Source organism: Emcibacter sp. SYSU 3D8, assembly GCF_039655875.1.
Taxonomy (GTDB): domain Bacteria; phylum Pseudomonadota; class Alphaproteobacteria; order SMXS01; family SMXS01; genus RI-34.
Genome location: NZ_JBBYXK010000004.1, coordinates 129,953 through 149,767, shown reverse-complemented (window position 1 = coordinate 149,767; position 19,815 = coordinate 129,953). Strand labels below are relative to the sequence as shown.

21 protein-coding genes and 1 other RNA gene are annotated in these 19,815 nt (G+C 65.2%); 6 read left to right on the top strand and 16 right to left on the bottom strand.

All coding sequences use genetic code 11. From position 1 onward, the window contains the following. Positions 1–30 precede the first annotated feature (30 nt). Positions 31–2,610 carry a tetratricopeptide repeat protein gene (locus tag WJU21_RS14665; RefSeq protein WP_346324197.1) on the top strand — a complete coding sequence of 860 codons (2,580 nt, stop codon included), beginning with the start codon at positions 31–33 and terminating at the stop codon, positions 2,608–2,610. A 507-nt stretch (positions 2,611–3,117) separates the two neighbouring features. On the opposite strand, the gene WJU21_RS14660 is transcribed toward WJU21_RS14665, so the two are convergent. From WJU21_RS14660 to WJU21_RS14645, 4 genes are read right to left on the bottom strand one after another with little or no spacing between them, the layout of a single operon-like run. Then, complete coding sequence (locus WJU21_RS14660) at positions 3,118–3,438, bottom strand: helix-turn-helix transcriptional regulator (protein ID WP_346324196.1); 321 nt, start codon at positions 3,436–3,438, stop codon at positions 3,118–3,120. Next, entirely contained in the window at positions 3,435–3,776 is a 342-nt protein-coding gene (locus WJU21_RS14655) for a type II toxin-antitoxin system RelE/ParE family toxin (RefSeq protein ID WP_346324195.1), read from the bottom strand. The genes WJU21_RS14660 and WJU21_RS14655 overlap by 4 nt, the downstream gene beginning before the upstream one ends. 51 nt (positions 3,777–3,827) lie before the next feature. Beyond that, entirely contained in the window at positions 3,828–4,637 is an 810-nt protein-coding gene (locus tag WJU21_RS14650; RefSeq protein WP_346324194.1) for an enoyl-CoA hydratase/isomerase family protein, read from the bottom strand. Next, positions 4,637–5,980: an aromatic ring-hydroxylating dioxygenase subunit alpha gene (locus WJU21_RS14645; RefSeq protein ID WP_346324193.1), complete on the bottom strand. Its 1,344-nt coding sequence runs from the start codon at positions 5,978–5,980 to the stop codon at positions 4,637–4,639. The genes WJU21_RS14650 and WJU21_RS14645 overlap by 1 nt, the downstream gene beginning before the upstream one ends. Positions 5,981–6,034: 54 nt before the next feature. Here WJU21_RS14645 and WJU21_RS14640 point away from each other — a divergent pair, with 54 nt between their 5' ends. Beyond that, entirely contained in the window at positions 6,035–6,430 is a 396-nt protein-coding gene (locus WJU21_RS14640; RefSeq protein ID WP_346324192.1) for an EthD domain-containing protein, read from the top strand. Further along, complete coding sequence (locus WJU21_RS14635; protein WP_346324191.1) at positions 6,420–7,268, top strand: phytanoyl-CoA dioxygenase family protein; 849 nt, start codon at positions 6,420–6,422, stop codon at positions 7,266–7,268. Before WJU21_RS14640 ends, WJU21_RS14635 begins: the two co-directional genes overlap by 11 nt. Positions 7,269–7,318: 50 nt before the next feature. Here the strand turns inward: WJU21_RS14635 and WJU21_RS14630 are convergent, their stop codons facing one another. Then, positions 7,319–7,933 carry a LysE family translocator gene (locus WJU21_RS14630; protein WP_346324190.1) on the bottom strand — a complete coding sequence of 205 codons (615 nt, stop codon included), beginning with the start codon at positions 7,931–7,933 and terminating at the stop codon, positions 7,319–7,321. Positions 7,934–7,937: 4 nt separating this feature from the next. Beyond that, positions 7,938–8,396 carry a heme-binding protein gene (locus WJU21_RS14625; RefSeq protein WP_346324189.1) on the bottom strand — a complete coding sequence of 153 codons (459 nt, stop codon included), beginning with the start codon at positions 8,394–8,396 and terminating at the stop codon, positions 7,938–7,940. A gap of 115 nt (positions 8,397–8,511) precedes the next feature. On the opposite strand from WJU21_RS14625, the gene WJU21_RS14620 reads away from it, so the two are divergent. Beyond that, complete coding sequence (locus WJU21_RS14620; RefSeq protein WP_346324188.1) at positions 8,512–10,872, top strand: S8 family peptidase; 2,361 nt, start codon at positions 8,512–8,514, stop codon at positions 10,870–10,872. Positions 10,873–10,950: 78 nt separating this feature from the next. Here WJU21_RS14620 and WJU21_RS14615 read toward each other — a convergent pair whose 3' ends face one another. The 4 genes from WJU21_RS14615 to hflK form a co-directional block, all read right to left on the bottom strand. Next, positions 10,951–12,405: a DegQ family serine endoprotease gene (locus WJU21_RS14615; protein ID WP_346324187.1), complete on the bottom strand. Its 1,455-nt coding sequence runs from the start codon at positions 12,403–12,405 to the stop codon at positions 10,951–10,953. Between the two features lie 208 nt (positions 12,406–12,613). Continuing rightward, positions 12,614–12,802 carry a DUF2065 domain-containing protein gene (locus WJU21_RS14610; RefSeq protein WP_346324186.1) on the bottom strand — a complete coding sequence of 63 codons (189 nt, stop codon included), beginning with the start codon at positions 12,800–12,802 and terminating at the stop codon, positions 12,614–12,616. A gap of 9 nt (positions 12,803–12,811) precedes the next feature. Beyond that, positions 12,812–13,681: a protease modulator HflC gene (gene hflC / locus WJU21_RS14605; RefSeq protein WP_346324185.1), complete on the bottom strand. Its 870-nt coding sequence runs from the start codon at positions 13,679–13,681 to the stop codon at positions 12,812–12,814. After that, positions 13,678–14,787: an FtsH protease activity modulator HflK gene (gene hflK / locus WJU21_RS14600; protein WP_346324184.1), complete on the bottom strand. Its 1,110-nt coding sequence runs from the start codon at positions 14,785–14,787 to the stop codon at positions 13,678–13,680. Before hflK ends, hflC begins: the two co-directional genes overlap by 4 nt. A gap of 153 nt (positions 14,788–14,940) precedes the next feature. Between hflK and WJU21_RS14595 the strand changes: the two genes are divergently transcribed. After that, positions 14,941–16,032, top strand: a complete 1,092-nt coding sequence (locus WJU21_RS14595) for an Mrp/NBP35 family ATP-binding protein (protein WP_346324183.1) — start codon at positions 14,941–14,943, stop codon at positions 16,030–16,032. Here the strand turns inward: WJU21_RS14595 and WJU21_RS14590 are convergent, their stop codons facing one another. After that, a complete protein-coding gene (locus WJU21_RS14590; protein WP_346324182.1) occupies positions 16,033–16,530 on the bottom strand; it encodes a dihydrofolate reductase in 498 nt (165 codons plus the stop codon). Continuing rightward, on the bottom strand, positions 16,527–17,321 hold the full coding sequence (locus WJU21_RS14585) for a thymidylate synthase (RefSeq protein WP_346324181.1): 795 nt from the start codon (positions 17,319–17,321) through the stop codon (positions 16,527–16,529). The genes WJU21_RS14590 and WJU21_RS14585 overlap by 4 nt, the downstream gene beginning before the upstream one ends. Positions 17,322–17,393: 72 nt before the next feature. Between WJU21_RS14585 and ssrA the strand changes: the two genes are divergently transcribed. Beyond that, positions 17,394–17,719, top strand: a transfer-messenger RNA (tmRNA) gene (ssrA, locus tag WJU21_RS14580). 10 nt (positions 17,720–17,729) lie between these two features. Here the strand turns inward: ssrA and WJU21_RS14575 are convergent. From WJU21_RS14575 to WJU21_RS14560, 4 genes are all read right to left on the bottom strand, one after another. Continuing rightward, positions 17,730–18,242: a hypothetical protein gene (locus WJU21_RS14575; protein WP_346324180.1), complete on the bottom strand. Its 513-nt coding sequence runs from the start codon at positions 18,240–18,242 to the stop codon at positions 17,730–17,732. Beyond that, positions 18,242–18,715, bottom strand: coding sequence for a hypothetical protein (locus WJU21_RS14570; RefSeq protein ID WP_346324179.1), 474 nt, complete (start codon positions 18,713–18,715; stop codon positions 18,242–18,244). Before WJU21_RS14570 ends, WJU21_RS14575 begins: the two co-directional genes overlap by 1 nt. A 78-nt stretch (positions 18,716–18,793) precedes the next feature. Then, complete coding sequence (locus WJU21_RS14565) at positions 18,794–19,444, bottom strand: cation transporter (protein ID WP_346324178.1); 651 nt, start codon at positions 19,442–19,444, stop codon at positions 18,794–18,796. Next, positions 19,441–19,755, bottom strand: a complete 315-nt coding sequence (locus WJU21_RS14560; RefSeq protein ID WP_346324177.1) for a metalloregulator ArsR/SmtB family transcription factor — start codon at positions 19,753–19,755, stop codon at positions 19,441–19,443. Before WJU21_RS14560 ends, WJU21_RS14565 begins: the two co-directional genes overlap by 4 nt. Between the last annotated feature and the right edge of the window lie 60 nt (positions 19,756–19,815).

Sequence of the window (19,815 nt, the reverse complement as noted above, 5' to 3'; positions counted from 1 at the left end):
GAGCGCCCCGTTCGCCTGGCAGCCCGGACTTTGGCAGCCGGGTTCGCGGCCCTGCTTCTGGCCTGCAGCGCGGCATTCGCTGCCGCGCCTGCCCATCACACCGACGACCCGGCACGTCCCCAGTGCGGCCCAGCCGGCATCGGCTGCGAGCAGGCTCCGGCCGGGGACCCCGAGGACGGCGTGCGCGAATGGATGGCGGTCAGCACCGCGTTCCAGGCCTACGACTACGCGATGACCCTGAAGGCCATCGACGCTCTGGCGGCACGGCAGCCGTTCAATGGCGACGTGGCGTTCATGCGCGGCTATGCGCTGATGCGTCAGCACAAGGACGCCGAGGCCATCGCCGCCTTCGATCGGGCCCTGTCGCTGGACCCGCAGAACACGGTGGCGCTGGCCCATCGCGGCCTGGTGCGCGCCGGCATGGGCGACACGGCCCAGGGCCTCGCGGACCTGGATGCAGCGCTCGCCATCGTCGGCGAGAATCCGGCAGCATTGGCCTACAAGGGCCTGATCCTGCTACGCGCCGGCAAGGAGAGCGAGGGCCTGACCCTGCTCGACAACGCCGCCGCGGCGGCGCCGGATTTCGTCTGGCTGCGGCTGGTCAAGGCGACCGCCCTCGCCGAACTGGGGCGGCTGGACGTGGCGCTGGCCGACGCCGACAAGGCTCTTGAGGCCGCGCCTGACGACCCGTCACCCTATGGGGTGCGTGCGCGCATCCGGCTGGACCGCCGCGATCCGGCGGGCGCCATGGCCGACGTGGACAAGGCGCTGTCACTGGGCGGGCAGGACCCGTTCCTGCTGGTCATGCGCGGCCGTGCCAAGATGGCGTCGGGCGACGCCGAAGGCGCCATCGCCGACCTGGCGTTGCTGAACCGCGAATATCCCGGCGCCGATCCGGCCATGAAGCCGGAGCTGCCATCGCTGTTCGGCGACGGGCCGGGCGATCCCCTGCCCCGGCTGATGCTCGCGGTGATGAAAATCGAGAAGGGCGACCCCAAGGGAGCCCGCGCCATCGCCGAGCAGGTGCTGATGACGACGCCCTGGGCACGGCCGGCGGTGCTGATGGTCCGCGCCTATGCCTCGCAGACCCTGGGCGACTATCCGCTGGCGCTGGCCGATCTGGACGAACTCGAGTCCAGTCTCGGCAAGACCGCCGAGAGCCAGTATATCCGCGCCAAGGTGCTGTGGGGCAGCGGCCAGCGCGACAGCGCGCTTGCCACCATCGACAGCGCCATCGGCCTGTCGCCCGACGATGACATGCTCCTGAAGACCCGCGCGACCTTCCGGTATGAATCCGGCGACCTGGCCGGCGCGCTGCCCGATTTCGTCAGCCTGCGCGCCTCGGAGGAATATGGCGACTGGGCCTGGCAGATGCAGTTTCTCACCCTGCATTTTGTCGATCGCAACGCCGAGGCGGGCGAGCAGGCGCTGGCCTATCTGCGCAGCGGCAAACCGGTGGACGATGAACTGCTGCGCACCGTCGCCAACCTGATCTGGCAATTGCAGGCCGGCGACACCTGGCTGCTGGCCGATGACCTGCTGGCTGTCGCCGCAGTACCGTCGCAGGGCGAGGATTTCGACCTGTTCCTGAGGGCGCGCTCGCTGGCGCATGCCGGGAACACCGCCGAGGCCGAAGCGCTGCTGCCGCGGATCGGCGCCCATGACGTGTTGTTCACCGCCAGCAGCGATGCCGTTTATGCGCCGCTCTGGGACGCGCCAGTCCTGCGCGCGGCGCTGGCGGATCCTGCCGTCTACCGCCGCTCGTTCGAGGCGGCGTGGAACCATCACCGCCGCCAGCCGGAAAACCTGTTCGCGGCGATCTATGCCATGAGCGTGCTGGCGCAGATGGGCTGCGGCGAGCCGGCCGCCGACGCGGCCCGGCGCCTGATCCCGTCGCTGCCGCGCTATGCGGCACAGGCACAATTCGGCGTGCCGGTGTTCGAGACCATCGCCAGCGAGGCGCTGCAACGCGGCGATGCCGAGGCCGCGCTGGCCGCATGGGACGACGGCATCGCCAGGCTGGGCGCCGACAACCCTTACGCCTTGTCACTGGTGCTGAACGGCGCGTTCCTGATGCTGGGGAACGGCGCCTGGGACGAGGCACTGGCGCGTGTGGCCCGGGTCGAGGCGATCAGCCCGAGCTACGATTATGCCATCGTCATGGCCCATTACGTTCGCGCCATGGCCTATGATGCGCTGGACCGTCCCCGCGAGCGCGACGCATCGATCGACTATGCCGCGGCGCATGCGGCGGACAATCCCATCGCCGCCGTGCTGGGTGTGGGCATGCTGCGCGGTCCGGACGCCGCGGCCAGGCTGGTTGAATCGCTGCAAGAGCCAAGTGCCGCCCGCCTGCTGCTCGACAGCCTGCATATCCGGCCACAGCCGCCGGCGACCTCCGACATCGAGCGCCGCGAACAGGCCCTGCTCGACCGACTGCGCGCCGACCCGCGCGTGATCGCCGCGCTGAAGCCCGCGGGCCGGATCCTGACATTGCCGGAGAGCAAGACCTGTCCGCTATCCAGCCAGGAACTGGCCGAGTGGCCGTTCCAGTATCCGTTCGAGAATGGGGCGGTGACGGGCGAGGCGAGAAGTTCGAACGAGCCCTAGGTTCGATAAACGCACATCGTCACAATCGAGACTATTTCAACGGAATGACGTGCCGGATGCGCTCGGCTTCGCCTTCAGAGCGCTGATGTATCGGGATCGTGTGTGCAGAGCTATCCCAACGGGCACGCAAAGCAGGAACACCAATGCCATCAGCGCGCCAATAAGAAGCCAATCACCTTTGGCCAGAGCGTATATGACAGGCAGAAAAAGCGCGAAGACCAGTGCTTGCCCATACAGACACAGTAACAAGAAGGCCATAAAACTCAGTTCAGAAATCAACGTCCGACCGCAGTTCGTGCAAGTCGTAATGCAACGGCGGTTTAGACACCGGAATGTTCCAAAGGACTGTCCACCCGCTCCGCAGGATGGGCAAGCAGCACGAAACCACTGCTCGACCGTCATGGCGCGGAGTTTCCGGCGGCAGGTTTGCGGTTCCGGTGATCGTGCACTTGACTACCCCATCTCCCATGCCCGCGCACTTGGCGTCGGCCTTCGTTCCCGCTTATATCACGCGAGTTCCAGCTTGATCTCGCGCCCGAGCGCCTCGGCCGCGCGCGCTAGCGTCGAGAGCATCACTTCGTCATTGGTGGGATCGAGCAGCCGATCGAGCTGGCTACGGGAGGTTTCCATGCGCGCCGCAAGTTCGGTCTTGGTGACACCCTGCGACTTCATCTCCTGGCCAATCTGCCACGCAAGCACACGCTTCAAGGCGGTCGATTTCACCGCTTCGTAGTCGCCGGTCTCTTTCATGAACGCATCAAAACTCGATCCGATGCGCCCGCGCGCGGGTTCGGGCTGGGCTTTCATCGCCGGTTTCGCCTTGCTCATCGTTCGATCTCCTTCTTGCGCTTGCGGGCCATATCGAGATCAACCTTCGGTGTTTTCTGCGTGGTCTTCATAAAACCGTGCAACAGCACCATGCGCCCCTCGAGTATGGCGAAGATGACGCGCGCGATGCGTCCGCCCTCAAGGCTCGTGCGCACTTCCCACAGCCCCTCGCCCAATGGCCGGCAGGTGGGCATGCCGATCGGCCAGCCGTGCTCGACGGTGGCGATAGCACGCCTGTCTGCTGGGTCCATCTCCTTCAGCCAGTCGCGCACCGGTTCGGCGTCCGACGCACTCGCATAGAAGCGCACTTCGATGATCTTCGGCCGTCGCGCCACCAAGATTCTCCGCTATGCACCTTATACGGTACGGAAATTCAAGGCCCGATAGGGTTACCCCTCAATCTCCCCTAGCCAATACGTCTCCCTGATCCCTGCGCCGGCGTCGAATTTCGCCTGCACCTCTTCCATTCTGGCGAGGGCGGCGGGCTTGCCGGAAAATTCCTGGAAAATCCTCTGGTCGTTCTTGATGGCCTCGGTGAGCGGGTTCTCTTCCGCCTGGGCCAGCATGCGCTTCATGCCGGCGAGGGCGTCGGGCGGGTGGCCGGCGAGGCGCGTGGCCCAGGCCAGCACGGCCTCGAGCGCCGTGCCTTGTGGCACCACCTTATTGATGCCGCCCAGTTCGTAGAGGCGTTGCGCACTGATCGCGCCGCCGTCCAGCACCATTTCCGCCGCAACCGTGCGGCCGATCAGGCGGACCAGGCGGCTGGCGCCGCCGATGCCGGTGCCGACGCCGATGCGCACTTCCGGCTGGCTGAAATATACCTGCTCCTCGGCGACGCGCAGGTCGCAGGCCCAGCCGATCTCGCAGCCGCCGCCCGACGTATCGCCCGAGATGGCGGCAATGGACACGACCGGCGACTTCGAAAGTTCGTTGATGCAACCGAACCAGCCGTCGGCCGGGCCCGACACCTCCTTGCCCTGGAACATGTTCAGCATGTCGCGCAGCCAGGCATGCTCGAACCAGTGGCCGGGCACGCCGGACGCCAGCACGGTCACCCGCGCGCCGTCCTCGCGGGCCTTCACCAGCGTCTGCCAAAGCTCGTGGATGCCGGCCCAGGACCCGTGATTGTTGATCGCCGGATTGGTCATGGTGACCAGTGCGACCCCGTCGGCCGGCCATTCGAGCGTCACCACGCCCATCAGCGGCGGCCTTCCACGTAGTCGGCCACCACGTTGTGGAACAGCCGCACCCGCAGCTCCTGGTCGCACAGCACCATGCCCTTGAAGCCGTCGGAGCTGAGTCCCTTCTGCACCGCGCCCAGATTGGCGCCGTCCTGCTCCAGCACCTTGGAGATGATCGGGTTGAGGTCCATGTCGAGCACGTCGCGGTAATAGCGCGGCAGCTTGTCCCGGGGAATCACCCGGTGGGTGTATTCGGGCTTGGGCGCGTCGGGCGGCAAATGTCCCATGATGATCAGATCGTAATAACAGAGGTTCGGGTCGGTGGGATGGGGCCGGTAGCGGAAGCCGGTGATCGACTCCGAGGTGACGTTCCACGAGACGTTCGGGAAGAACGTGTAGTGATAGACGTCGGACAATTGCGCGTCATGCATGTTGCGGTAGGGCAGATAGGTCATGACGTCCTGCACCGCGCGCTTCTGCCGCTGGATTTCCAGCCGCACGTCCTTCGGCGTCCAGCCCGGCTCGGGCTCCATCCCGCGCATGCCCATATAGGTGCGCAACTCGGGACCGGGCTTTTCCTGGTCATGGTAGCGCGGATCGGCGGTGCCGTATTCGTTGACCATGCGGCTGTGGATGCCGAGCAGTTCGACGACGGCGATGCCGTTCGACCATTGCATCATCTGCGGGTGCAGCGACTGGAAGTGGTAGCTTTCGTTGAAGGCGTCGCAAGCGGCCTTCCAGTTGCACGGCCATTCGAAGGTCTTGTAGTCGACGATGTCCCACTTGCCGATCTCGTAGGTGTCGAGGTGGGCAGGGAGCGGATCGAGGAATTCCAGCAGCGATTCGCCGCCCGGCTCCATCCTGAAGAACACCCAGCCGCCCCAGCAATCGGTCTCCACCGGCTCCATGCCCAGGGCATGGGCAGGCACGCCGTTACGGAATTGCGGATAGGTTTCTACGTCGGGGATGTGCTGGAGCACGCCCTCGATATTCCACTGCCAGCCGTGATAACCGCAATGGAAGCTGTCGACATGGCCGCAGCCTTCGCCGTTCAGCATCAGCTGGTTCCCGCGATGCTGGCAGACATTGTAGAAACCGCGGATGCGCTGGTCGTGGCCGCGCACGAACACGAAGCTTTCCTTGCCCAGCGTGTAGGTGAAGGTGTCGCCCGGCTCGGGCAGGTCGCTTTCGCGGCACGCCATGTTCCAGACCCGGCGCCACATGCGCGTCCATTCCAGGTCCATCCATTCGCGGGAATGAAAGCGTTCGCCGGATATGCGCTCGCTGCCCAGATCGGGCAGCGGCCTGGCCGCATCGACGGGCGGCGTGTGCCGCACGGCCTCCTCGGGCTTCGTAGCCATTCAGACGTCTCCCCGATATACTTCGACAGCATAAAAAACGGGGTGGAAGTTTCAATGATTAAGCTGACCTTCTGTCTGCGCCGGCTGCCGCGCCTGACGCATGAGGAATTCCACGACTATTGGCTGAACCATCACGGGCCGTTGGTGCGCAGCGTGATGAAGGACATCCGGGTCAAGCGCTACGTGCAGACCCACTCGCTGGGCGACCCCGCATTGTCGGCCGGCCTGCAGGCCGCGCGCCGCGCGCCCGAGCCTTATGACGGTATCGCCGAGTTGTACTGGGAATCGCGCGAGGAACTGGCGGCGGTGGGCGCCGACCCGCTGGCCCAGAAGGCCGGCGCCATGCTGCTGGCCGACGAACGGAACTTCATCGACCTGCCGAATTCGCCGCTCTGGTACAACGAGGAGCACGAGATCATCAGCCGGGAAGAGGTTCGCAATGCGGGCTGACGGCGATTACGGGCGCGATCCGTTCGGCAAATCCGTCCAGGACGCCGAATATGGCGACCGCATCTCGCGCCCCGAAGACCGCGAGCGGCTGGCGCCGCAGATCAGGCAACTGGCCGAGCAGGGCTATGTGGTCATCCCCGATGCCCTGACGCCGGAGCAGCTGGACGCGATCCGGTCCGGCCTCGACGATGTCAACAACGGCACCGGCTTTGCCCGCAGCGCCTTCCTGGGCGAGAAGACCCAGCGCCCCTATGGCCTGCTGGGCAAGTCCCGCGCGGTCTGGCCGCTGGCCGCGCATCCGGACGTGGTCGCCATCTGCGAGGCGCATATGGAGGACCAGATCCAGCTGTCGAGCCTGACGGCCGCTACACTGCATCCGGGACAGCCCGCGCAGACGCTGCACCGGGACGACGGCTTCTACAATCTGCCCGACCCGCACGCGCCGCTTTCGGTGTCGACCATCTGGGCGCTGGACGACTTCACCGCCGAGAATGGCGGCACCCTGGTGGTCCCCGGCTCGCACGCGCCCGCGGCGCTGGCGGAACCGGCAGCCAGGGCGATCAATGTGGAGATGCCGGCAGGATCGGTGATGCTGTGGACCGGCGCCCTGTGGCATGGCGGCGGCGCCAATGTCAGCGCCAACGTCATCCGGCGCGGCGTGATCATCCTCTATTGCCGCGCCTGGCTGCGGCAGCAGGAAAACCAATATCTGGCGGTGCCCCGCGACATCGTCCGCGACATGCCCCGCGTGCTGCAGCGCCTGGCCGGCTGGTGGGTCGTGGGCGCCGCAATGGGCTTCGTCGAAGGCCGCAGCCCGCTCAGACTGCTGGATCATTGAGACGCCCCACCACCCTCGTCATGCACGCGCACTAGAATGACGAGGGAATTTTATGGTTTCCGTGCCAATGCCAGCCCAAAGCCAGCTCCAATTAGAAACCCGCCGGAGATGCGATTGCGCAGCCTGCTACCTGCCGTGACAAGCCGATGCGTCCGCGACGCCAGTAGTGCCCAACCGCTATCAACCAAGAGCGCGATGGCAAGATAAGTCGCCGTCAGCAGCAGCATCTGCGCCATCGGATCCGCTTCCCGCGACACGAACTGCGGCAGGAAGGCACCGTAGAACAGCAGGGTTTTGGGGTTGGTCAACGAAACCAGGAAGCCTCGCGGCCAGATCGTACGTAGCGCGCGAGGCAGCGGCGTAATCCCACCCAGATCGGCGGGGGATGCGCGCCAAGCCTTGACCCCCAGCCAGATGAGGTAGGCCACGCCCAGCCATCGCAGACATTCGAACCAGCTGGCGAGCGTGGCGAGTAGTGCACCGGTGCCGAGCAACGTCAGAACAAGTTGCACCACCATCGCCGACGCGGTCCCCGCCACGGTCAGCAGCCCGTATCGCGCGCCATGGGCTACGCTATTGGCGACGATCAGCGCCACATTAGGTCCCGGGATCAGCATCAGGATCAGGGTAGCCGCAGCAAATCCCAGATAGATCTCGAGCGGCACAGGCCTACCCCAGATATTTCTTCACGGCCTCGATACCGGCCTGGGCGGCGGCTTCATCGTCCTCGGCGGCGGCGCCCGAGACGCCGATGCCGCCCAGCAGCTGGCCGGCTTTCGACCGGACCGGGAAGCCGCCCGGCGTGATGGTAAAATGCTCGACCTGTCCGATACCGAGCGGCCGCGCCGGATCGCCATAATCCAGATTGCCGATGAACCGGGTCGAACTGCCGAGCAGGCCGGCGGTCTGCGCCTTCAGCCGCGAATAGCGCGCGCCGCCCTCGACCACCCCGGTCTGACGATGAAAAAGCAGTAGATTGCCGCCATCGTCGACGATGGCGATACCAAGCGGCGGCAGCCCCTTGGCCGCGGCGAAGTCCTCGACGCCCTCGGCCATCAGCCTGGCGATCTCCAACGTAAGAACCTGTTTCGACGCCAGCGCAGGCGCTTTCGATTTCGACTTGGCCATGATTTCCCCGTTTTCCGTGTCGCGGCAACATTATCCGGCATCGCGATCATTGCAAAGCGCCTGACCATCGGGGACGATGGCCGGAATGTCTTCAGGTCGCGAGGGGGCGGCTGCCGTGATCGAATTTCGCAAGTTCCGTATGGGTTTGATGGTTCCCGTGGTCGCCGGGCTGGTGGCCTGCGGCGGCAGTGGCGGCCCCGTGAGTACCCCGCCAACCCCGACCCCGACGCCCACACCAACCCCGACACCGACACCAACCCCGACACCTGCCCCGACACCGACGCCCACGCCGACGCCGGCTCCAACGCCGACGCCGACTCCGACGCCCACACCAACGCCAACGCCGACCAGCGCGTTCGACACCAACGAGTACCGGCTCAATTATGGGCTTGGCAGCATCAACGCCCTCGCCGCCTATGACGATGGCCTCGACGGCAATGGCATCGTGGTCGGGGTCGTCGACAGCGGCATCGACCCGTCGCATCCCGAATTCGATGCCAACCTGTCGCCGCTGAGCGCAGACATCGTCGGCGCCCGCGACACGCTGCTGCCGGACTCGATGCACGGCACCCAGGTGTCCGGCCTGATCGCCGCCGAGCGGAACGGCGCCGGCATTCACGGCGTCGCGTTCGACGCCACCCTGCTGATGGTGCGCGCCGACACGCCCGGCAGCTGCAATCCAGGCTGCAGCTTCAGCGATTTCAACCTTGCCGCAGCCATCAATTACGCCGTGGCCAACGGCGCCAGGGTGCTCAACTTCTCCCAGGCCGGTAACCGCGCGCCCACCGGCTCACTCCTGGCGGCCCTGCAGAATGCCGCCGACGCGGGCGTGATCATGGTGTTCGCCGCCGGCAATGATGGCGGCACCCTTCCCGAGGCATCGAGCCGGTTCGCCGCCAGCGCCGACGCCAAGGGACTGGGCATCATCGCCGGCGCCAGCACCATCGGCGACGGCATCGCCTCGTTCAGCAACCGCGCCGGCACGACCCAGGACGTGTTCCTTGTCGCGCCGGGCAACAATGTCCGCACCACCGATACGGGCAGCACGACGACCATCGTCAGCGGCACGTCGTTTTCGGCGCCCATCATCGCCGGCGCCGCCGCCCTGCTGCTGGAAAAATTCCCGAATCTGAGCGGCGCCGACGTGGTGCGGATTCTGATCGAGACCGCCGATGACCTTGGCATTGCCGGCATCGACGCCACCTACGGCGCGGGTCTGGTGGATCTGGCGGCGGCGTTGGCGCCCCAAGGCACGTTGTCGCTGCCCACCTTCAGCGGCGGCATTTCAGCCAGCAGCAGCACCGTGGTGCTGGGCGCGGCCTTTGGTGACGCCGTCGTCGGCGACCAGGCTGCTGCGTCCATGCTGCGCTCGGGCATCATCACCGACAAATACGACCGGACCTACGTGGTCGACCTGACCGGCCGGTTCACCCGGATGCCGGACAGCCGCTTCGACCTGGCCTCGTTCGCCCGCAGCAGCGTCTATCGCCGGGGCACCAGCGGCTTCGTGCCGGGCATCGGCGCGTTCCAGATGTCCTTCACCGACGAATGGGGCGCGCTCGACAAGCGTCAGCTGTTCCCCAATCTGTCCCAGGACCACGGCTACGAGAACCTGTCGTTCAGCTTCGTCCATGCGCTTGACGCCAACACGTCGGTGGGCGTCACCCACGGCGCGGCTTTCGCCAACACCTTCGATGCGGCGCCGGAGGCCGGCATGCTGCGCTCGATCGACGGCGGCGGAGCCTATATGCGCTTCGCCCAGGACGGCACCGGACTGACCCTGCTGCACCAGATCGATCCCCGCACCACCATCGGCTTCGCCGCCGCCGCGTCGCATCTTGAACCGTTCGACGGCGCCGAGCGGATCAGCCGCGAGATGGCGGCCGTGCAGGTCAATCGCGCCGTCGGCGACAGCCTCGTCCTGGGCGCCCAGCTCGGCACCCTGCGCGAGCGCGGCAGCATGCTCGACACCGTCGCCACCGGCGCTTTCGACGGCATCGAGGGCGCCACCACCCGCTTCGTAACCCTCAGCGCCGCCTACCGGCTGGGCACGCTGACACTGGTGGCCAACGCCAGCCGGGGCTGGACCGGCGTGTCGGAGCACGGCAGCGCGCTGCTGCATTCCTATTCCGGGATCGAGACCTCGTCCTACAGCGTCGGCGCGGTCTGGCAGACGCCGCTTGCCGGGCACATGCTGGGCTTCGCGATCTCCCAGCCGCTGCGGGTCGAAAGCGGGCGCGCCACACTGGACGTGGCGACCGGCCGCGATTTCATCAACGACAGCATCCTCTATGACAGCCGCAGCCTGAACCTGGCGCCGACCGGACGCGAAATCGACCTGGAACTGAGCCACGGCTTCTGGAACGGCGGTCCGTTCAGCGTGCAGACCAACCTGATCTACCGCATGAACCCCAACCACTTCGCCACGGCGGCCGACGCGCTGCTGCTGATGCTGCATGCGGACATGCGCTTCTAGCCCAGGCTGAAACAGCAAGGGCGGCCCGTCACCGGACCGCCCTCGACTGCCGTCAGGATTGCGCCTCGCGGCGCTTCCCTACTTCTTGTCCTTGTCCGGATTCGCCTTGAGGGCGACGAACAGGAAGTTATCGCCGCGGCGGACCCGCAACAGGATGGTGGTGCGACCGGACTTCTTGCCGGCATCGATCGCCGCCTTCGCTTCGGCCGGAGTCTTGATCTCCCTGTCACCGATCCGGGCAATGATATCGCCGCGCTTGATATCCTTTTGCGCCGCCTCGCTCATCCGGTCGACCTTGGTGACGACCACGCCGGTCGCCTTCTCCGGAAGCTGCATCTGCTTGCGGGTCTCGTCGTTGATGGCCGCCATGGTCAGGCCCAGGGCATCGACCGTGCCGGAGACGGCAGGCGTGGTGCTTTTCTGGCCCGGCACGTCGGCGACTGGCGCCTCTTCATCGGCCTTCATCTGGCCAACCTGGACGGCAAGCGCCTTCTTCGCGCCGTCGCGCCAGACGACGAGCTGCGTCTTGCGGCCCGCCTCGGCATCGGCCACCGCACGCAACAGGGCGCGGGTATCGGCGATCTCCTTGCCATCGAATTCGACAATCACGTCGCCGCTCTTGACGCCTGCCTTGTCGGCCGGGTCGCCCTCGACAACATTGGTGACCATCGCGCCCTTGGGCGTCTTCATGCCGATGCTGTCGGCAATGGCCTGATCGACCTGCTGGATGCCGACGCCAAGCCAGCCACGCTGCACCTGGCCATGCTTGCGCAGGTCTTCCACGACGCGCTGCACCAGCCGCGCCGGGATCGAGAAGCCGATGCCCACATTGCCGCCGGTACGGGAATAGATGACGCTGTTCACGCCGATCACCTTGCCGTCCATGGTGAACAGCGGGCCTCCCGAATTGCCCTGGTTGATGGCCGCGTCGGTCTGGATGAAATCGTCATAGGGACCGGCATTGATGTCACGGTCGATGGCCGAGACGATGCCCGAGGTGACGGTGCCGCCAAGACCATAGGGGTTGCCGACCGCGATCACCCATTCGCCGACCCGCAACGCGTCGGAATCGCCGAACTGGACCGCCTGCAACGGCTTGACCGGCTTGACCTTGAGCACCGCGATGTCGGTACGCCGGTCACGCCCGAGCACTTCGGCATCCATCTCGGTGCCATCGTTGAGGATCACCACGACCTTGTCGGCGTTGTCGACCACATGGTTGTTGGTGATGACCAGTCCCGAGGCGTCGATGATGAAGCCCGAGCCCATGGCGTGGGCCTCCTGCGGAGGAATTTTTCGATTCTCGAAGAACTCCCGGAAAAAGTCGGGGATGCCCGGCGGCAATTGCTGCTCGCTGCCGTCATCGCTTTCGGCGGCGTTGGTGCCGCCCACTTCCTGGGTGGTCGAGATGTTGACAACCGAGGGCATCACCTGCTCGACGAGATCGGCGAAACCGTCGGGCGCCGGCTTGGCGGCAGCCGGCGCGGCTGCCATGAACACGGCGATAGCCGCGATCTGAATTCCCTTGAACATGCTGGTATTCCGGAACCGAACGTCCGGCATATGGTCTGCTAGGCTCACTAAGCCGCTCCTTATCAGTGGACCTGGCGAGAGGGGAACCTCAACGGGCATTGGCCTCCGCCGAGCTGCGCCCGCCGGTCGGGGGGCAAGGGAGAAATTAAGCGCCATGGCCGGCGCTTTCAAGAAACGGCGTTCCGAGGACGCCGAATGGACCTGCACATTAGCTGCGCGCCACCAGCACGACAACCAGTCCGACCACGGCTGCGGCGAGGCCTGTCATGCGGATGGTCTGCTCGGGCTGGCGCAGCGCCGTCTCGAGCATCCGCCGCATGGCGCCCGGCGCAAGCGCGTAGAGGATACCCTCCAGCACCAGCATCAGGCCGACCGCAACCCAGAGGTCCTGGAACATCAGACCGCGCTAGCGGGGATTGACGTCGCGGAAATACTTGAAGAACTCGCTGTCGGGCGAAAGGATTATCGTGTCTTCCTTCCCGACGGTGTCGCGATACGCCTGCATGGAGCGGTAGAACTCGAAGAAGTTCACATCCTTGCCGAACGACTGCGCGAAAATCTTCACCGCTTCGCCGTCGCCTTCACCGCGCAGGATCTGGGACTGCTTGTTGGCTTCGGCGACGATCACGGCCTTTTCTCGATCCGCGTCGGCGCGGATGCGCTGGGCTTCTTCGAGACCGCTGGCGCGCCGTCCGGCAGCCTGCTGATTATATTCCTTCTGCATGCGCGAGTAGATTGCCGCGCTGATCTCGGGCGGCAGATCGGCACGCTTGAGCCGGACATCGACGATGTCAACGCCAAGCCGCTTGGCATCCTCGCCGACCAGATCGCGAATCCGGTTCATCAGTTCGCTGCGCTGACCGGTCAGCAAGGTGCTGAACGCCTCGCTGCCAAGGACGCGCCGCAGATTGGACACCACCGTGGTGGTGATGCGGGCACGTGCCGTGCTCTCGTCGCCCTGCACCGTCTTGTAGAACTGCAGCGGATCCTGAATCTTGAAGCGGACCATGGCATCGACCACAAGCCGTTTCTCGTCGGAGGCGATGACTTCCTGCGGCGGCAAATCGAGCGCCAGGATGCGCTTGTCCGTGTAGATCACGTCCTCGATCAGCGGCACCTTCAGATGCAGGCCCGGTTCCTGGACAGCACGGTTAAAGCTCGAGAGCCGCAGCACGATGGCCTGCTGGGTGACGCTGACGGTGTACACCGACGTGAACACCAGGAAGAGGATAACGCCACCCGCTACGATGGCCGGTACAGCCCATTTCCGGTTCATTGCGGCGTCCCCGTCGTCGGCGTCTGGCGTTTCTGGACTTCAGGCAGCGGCAGGTAGGGCACCACGCCGCCCTTGTTGTCGATGATGACCTTGTTCACGTTGCGCAGAACCTGCTCCATGGTCTCGATATACATCCGCTTCTTGGTGACATCGGAAGACTGACGATACTCGTCGTACACCGAGGTAAAACGCGCCGCCTCACCCTGCGACCGGGCCACGACCTCGGCCTTGTAGGCTTCGGCCTGCTGGACGATCTGGGCCGCCTGGCCGCGTGCGGCGGGGATCACCTCCGCCCGGTATTTCTGGGCCTCGTTGATCTTGGCCTCCCGGTCGGCGCCGGCGGCCTGCACGTCGCGGAAATCGTCGATGACCTCGGCGGGCGTGTCGGCCTTGCGAAGCTTCACGTCGGTGATCAGCACGCCGGCGTCGTAGGAGGTCAGCGTCTGCTGCATCAACTCCTGGGTTTCCTGCTCCACTTCGAGCCGCCCCTTGGTCAGCGCGGATTCAAGCGGGCGTTGGCCGATGACTTCGCGCATGGCGCTCTCGGCGACACCCTTAACGGTATCTTCCTGATCCTGGATATTGAACAGGTACTTGCCGGCATTGTCGATGCGCCAGAACACCTCGAAATCGACGTCGATGATGTTCTCGTCGCCGGTCAGCATAAGGCTTTCGGTGAGCCGGTTGGTTTCCGTCACAGCGCCGCGCACCGCGGGAGACGAGGCGAAACCGATCTCCAGCCGCCGCACTTCCTGCACGCGCAGCTTGATCACTTTGCCGATGGGTGCGGGCGGCGCCCAGTGCCAACCTTCGCCCTTGGGAACCCCGTCCCAGGCGCCGAAAATCAATACCGTGCCCTGCTGGCCCGGTTTGATGAGGTAGGAACCGCTGAAAATCCAGAACACGAACAGCAGGCCAAGGCCGATGGCAATGCCCCGCGCGCCGCCGAAACTGCCGCCGCCGCCTGGAAACAGCGTCTTCATGCGGTCCTGTCCGCGCCGAAGCAGTTCATCGAGATTGGGAGGCGTCGGTCCGGTCGGGCGCGGCCCCTGGCCCCAGGGCCCCCTGCCGCCATTGCCGCCACCGGAATTGTTCTGCCAAGGCATCGGCGGATTGTCCTTTGTCAGGTGGTTGGTCCCCTGCAAACCGGGGACGCGTGATGCCCCTCTATATAGGAAGGGTGCCTCGGTAGACCAGAACCTCTTATCAACTTGTTCCCAACGTTCTATATCAGACGGCCTTTCCGGAGAGAGCCAAGCATGCCCAACGTCAGCGATTCCGACATCATCAAGGCCTTGTCCAGCGTGGTCGATCCGGCCAGCGGCCGCGACGTGGTCAGCGACGGCAGGATCCAGGGCATCCATGTCCAGGACGGCCGGGTGCGCTTCGCGCTCGCGGTCCGGCCGGGCGAAGGACCCGAGAAGGAACCGCTGCGCCAGGCCACCGAGAAGGCCGTTGCCGCCCTGCCGGGTGTGACCGGCGTCACCGCCGTGCTGACCGCCGAGCGCGGCGAAGAACGTCAGAAGCCCGCGCCGCTCGATGCGCCGCAAAAGGGCGACGGCATCGGCAAGGTAAAGGCCATCGTCGCCGTGGCCAGCGGCAAGGGCGGCGTCGGCAAGTCGACCACCGCGGTCAACCTGGCGCTGGGCCTGAAGGCGCTGGGCCTGAAGGTGGGCCTGCTCGACACCGACATCTACGGCCCGTCGGTGCCCCGCCTGATGGGGCTTTCAGGCAAGCCGAAGACCGACGGCAAGGTGCTGCTGCCGATGGAGAATTACGGCATCAAATGCATGTCCATGGGGTTCATGGTCGACGAGCAGACGGCGATGATCTGGCGCGGCCCCATGGTGGTCAGCGCCATCAGCCAGATGCTGGGCGACGTGGCCTGGGGCGAACTCGACGTGCTGGTCCTCGACCTGCCGCCGGGCACCGGCGACGCCCAGTTGACCATCGCGCAGCGGGTGCCGCTGACCGGCGCGGTGATCGTCTCGACGCCGCAGGACCTGGCGCTGCTCGACGCCCGCCGCGGCCTCGCCATGTTCGAGAAGGTGAAGGTGCCGACCCTGGGCATCATCGAGAACATGAGCACGTTCGTGTGCCCGGAATGCGGCCACGAATCCCACATCTTCGGCCATGGCGGCGCCCGCGCCGAGGCGGAGACGCTGGGCGTCGACTTCCTGGGAGAAATTCCGCTGCACATGGCGATTCGCGAAACCTCGGACGCCGGCACCCCCATCATGGTCAAGGACCCGAGCGGCCCGCACGCGAAAGCCTATCTGGAGATCGCCAGCAAGATCGCCGCCAAGATCGGCGCCGGCGCACGGCGCGGGCCGACGATCTCGTTCTCGTAGCTAGCGCCGCTCCAGCACCACGAAATCATAGGCGGGCCCGCCTTCGGGCGGCGTTCCCGGCGTGCGCGATACCTCCCGCCAGTGGTCGTTCAGCACCGGAAAGAACGTGTCGCCGTCGAAGTCGGCGTGGATTTCGGTGAGGTAGACACGGTCGGCCAGCGGCAGCGCCTGTTCGTAGATGTTGCCGCCGCCGATCACCATGATCTCGTCGGTCTCGTTGCCGGCGGCGATGGCGCGGGCCAGCGTCAGCGCCTCGTGGAAATCGTGGGTCACGGTAATGCCTTCGCCGTTCACCTCGCCGGTTCGGGTCACGATGATGTTGGCGCGGCCCGGCAGCGGTCGGCCGATGGATTCGTAGGTCTTGCGGCCCATGATCATCGGTTTGCCCATGGTGACGGCCTTGAAATATTTCTGCTCGCCCGGCAGCCGCCACGGCATGCCTCCCGCCTTGCCGATGACCCGGTTCCTGGCCATGGCGACCACCAGCGAGACCGTCATACGGCGACCGGCGCGGCGATGTGCCCCTGGGCCTGGTAATTCTCGATGAGGATGTCGTCATAGGTAAAGGCGAACAGGTCGGTGACCGCCGGGTTCAGCTTCAGCGTCGGCAGCGGCAGTTGCTCGCGCCTGAGCTGCCTGTCGGCCTGCTCAAGATGGTTCAGGTAGAGATGCGCGTCGCCGAAGGTGTGGATGAACTCGCCCGGCTGCAGCCGGCACACCTGCGCCATCATCTCGGTCAGCAGCGCATAGGAGGCGATGTTGAACGGCACGCCCAGGAAGATGTCGGCGCTGCGCTGGTACAGCTGGCACGACAGCTTGCCGCCGGCCACATAGAACTGGAACAGGCAGTGGCAGGGCGGCAGCGCCATGTCGTCCACATCGGCCACGTTCCAGGCGCTGACGATGTGACGGCGGCTGTCGGGCTTCAATTTGATCTGCTCGATCACATTGGCGATCTGGTCGACGTGCCGGCCGTCCGGCCTGGGCCAGCTGCGCCACTGGTGGCCGTAGACCGGTCCCAGGTCGCCGTTCTCGTCGGCCCAGTCGTCCCAGATACTGACGCCGTTCGCCTTCAGGTAGCGGATGTTGGTATCGCCCGACAGGAACCACAGCAGCTCGTGCACGATCGATTTGAGGTGCAGCTTCTTGGTGGTGGTGAGCGGAAAGCCCTCGGCCAGGTCGAAGCGCATCTGGTGCCCGAACACGCTCTTCGTGCCGGTCCCCGTACGATCGGTCTTGACCACGCCGTGGTCGCGGACATGGCGCATCAGATCAAGATATTGTTTCACCTGCCGCTCCCGCACACTGTCGCTGGAGAGTATATCCGATTCGGATTCTTCAGTCCCGGCAGGATGCGTGTTGTCCTTTAAAATCCCGATGCATGCGCCTATATAAGTCCTGTCGGGGCAACCCGACTATGGCGATAAACGGCTTGTGGAATAATCGTTGCGGACCCGGGGGCGGTACCCGGCGCCTCCACCATCACTCCTCCCTTCGGGGCTGGGTTCATGGGGGCGAAACAGGATCGACGCGCGTGGTAAAGACAAGTTTTTTGCTCGGTATGGTACCCGCCGTTATCGGGCCAATCTCAGAAATGCCAACGATAATGAGGCATTCGCAGTAGCTGCCTAATAAGCATGCTTAAGCGCGGTTCGGCGGGGCACCGGGCAACAGAAGCCCCGTCACTCACATCATCTTCATGCGTAGTCGCCCCGGTACAGGCCGGTCATCACGCCGGTCGCGGCGAGAGAAACCTCCTGCGCCCGGGTCGCGGCGCGGATGATTTCCCGGATGGCAAGGAAATCCACATTGCGGCTCTCTCGCGCCTCGTCGACCAGGTCACGTATGGGCATGAGGAACTCGACGGTAGCGATATAGATGTCGCGGTCGCTGAAAGCCCTCACGGACATGCCTAGACGTTCGGCGGCATCGACCAGCGGCACAAGCTCCGGCTCGCCAAAGGCCGGCGTATCGGTCAGATCGGTGGGCTCGGGCGACGCGACATCCGCCGCCGCCTGATACGCCCTGATGCTCTCGCCGAGCAATTCCCCCATACGTCCCAGCCTGCCAGGTACATTCTGAACGACATCGACCTCGAGCTCGGCCACCAGGCCGTAGAGCGTCTCCAGCGTCTGTGCGAACAATTGACCGCCGGTCCGGGCGTATCCGTCAACCGCCGGGTCGTTGGTTTTATTGGAGAAGTACGGCATCACTTCCCTCCTGGAATGGTTGCCAGTTCATCCCGGAATTCCCTGGGATAGTTGGCCTTGTGGCCTTGCCAATATGCTTGTGCTGCAGACTGGGTCAGCGCGCTCTCGATATCCAGCCTGACGGGCGCCCACATTTCGTCGGTGAAGACGTCGAGCCGTTTTTGCTCGAACAGCGCGTAATACAGATTGAACCTCTCGCCCTCAGACACGGACGCCTGCAGTTCACGCGCATCCTTCAACGCGGTGTAGATCGCCTGGGCGCGCGACTGATTCTTGGCCTGCCGCAGCTGATCGACGCCAATCAGCAATCCAATGGCGCCGACGATCGTGCCGACCATGGAAATCAGGCTGGTGACATTCTGAATTGTATGGTTTTCGGCCGCGATCCCGGCACCGAAACTGACACCGCTCGCCATCGCGACGAACAGATACACGTTGCAACCCACCGAGCCGATCAGCAACGCCGCCAGCACCAGAATTGCCCTGCTCATATCCCCACCCTCGCAGAACCTTCCTGACCGCGCTCTCTAGAGCGGTCATGCATCCACCCATTACTCCGCCGGGTGCGCCCGCAGCCGGTTCCGGCGCAACTCGCCGGTGGCCTGCCGGACGACCAGCCACGCGCTGTGCAGGCTGAGAGCCGCCATCAGGAAACCGACGGCCAGATCCGGCCAGTTGCTGTGCGTCAGATATACCAGGCCGGCCGCGCCGATCACCGCCACGTTGGCGATGGCATCGTTCCGGCTGCACAGCCAGACGGACTGGCGATTGGCATCGCCTGTCCGGTGCCGATAGAGCAGCACAGCCGAGCCCAGATTGGCGGCCAGCGCCATGGTGCCGACGATGCCCATCACCGGCGCCTCGGGCACGCCGCCCGCCATCGCCATATAGGCGGAATATCCCAGCACATAGACTCCGAACACCGCCATGGCGGCGCCCTTCAACAGGGCCGCGCCGGCGCGCCAGGTGACGGCCTTGCCCAGCACAAACAGGGCGATGAGGTAATTGGCCGCATCGCCCAGGAAATCCAGCGCGTCGGCCTGCAGCGATACCGATCCTGCGATGGCGCCGGCCACGGCCTCGACACAGAACATCGCCGCGTTGACCCCGAACACGACCCAAAGCACCTTGCGATAGACGTCGTCCAGATCGTGGTCGTGGCCGTGACCGCTGTCGTGGCCGCCTCCGCAGCAGGCGCTCATGCCGCGCTCCTGCCGGTGTCGAGGCCGGCTTCCTCGGCCGCATGTTCCATCATGTCGGCGACGATGCAGCGGATGTGATGATCCTCGGCCTCGTAGAACACCTGCTTGCCGCGGCGTTCGGAGCGCACCAGCCGCGCCGCGCGCAGCAGCCGCAGGTGATGGCTCACCAGCGACGGCGACAGGGTCAGCTTCAAAGCGATCTCGCCCACCGGCACCGGCCCGTCCAGGCACAGCATCAGGATCGCGAGGCGTGACGGGTCGCCCATCAGCTTGAAGGTATCGGCCACTTGGGGAATCAGGTCGTCGGACACGGGAAACCTATACAATTGAATACCTGTTCATATATTGCTCTGTCCGTCGGGGAAGTCAAT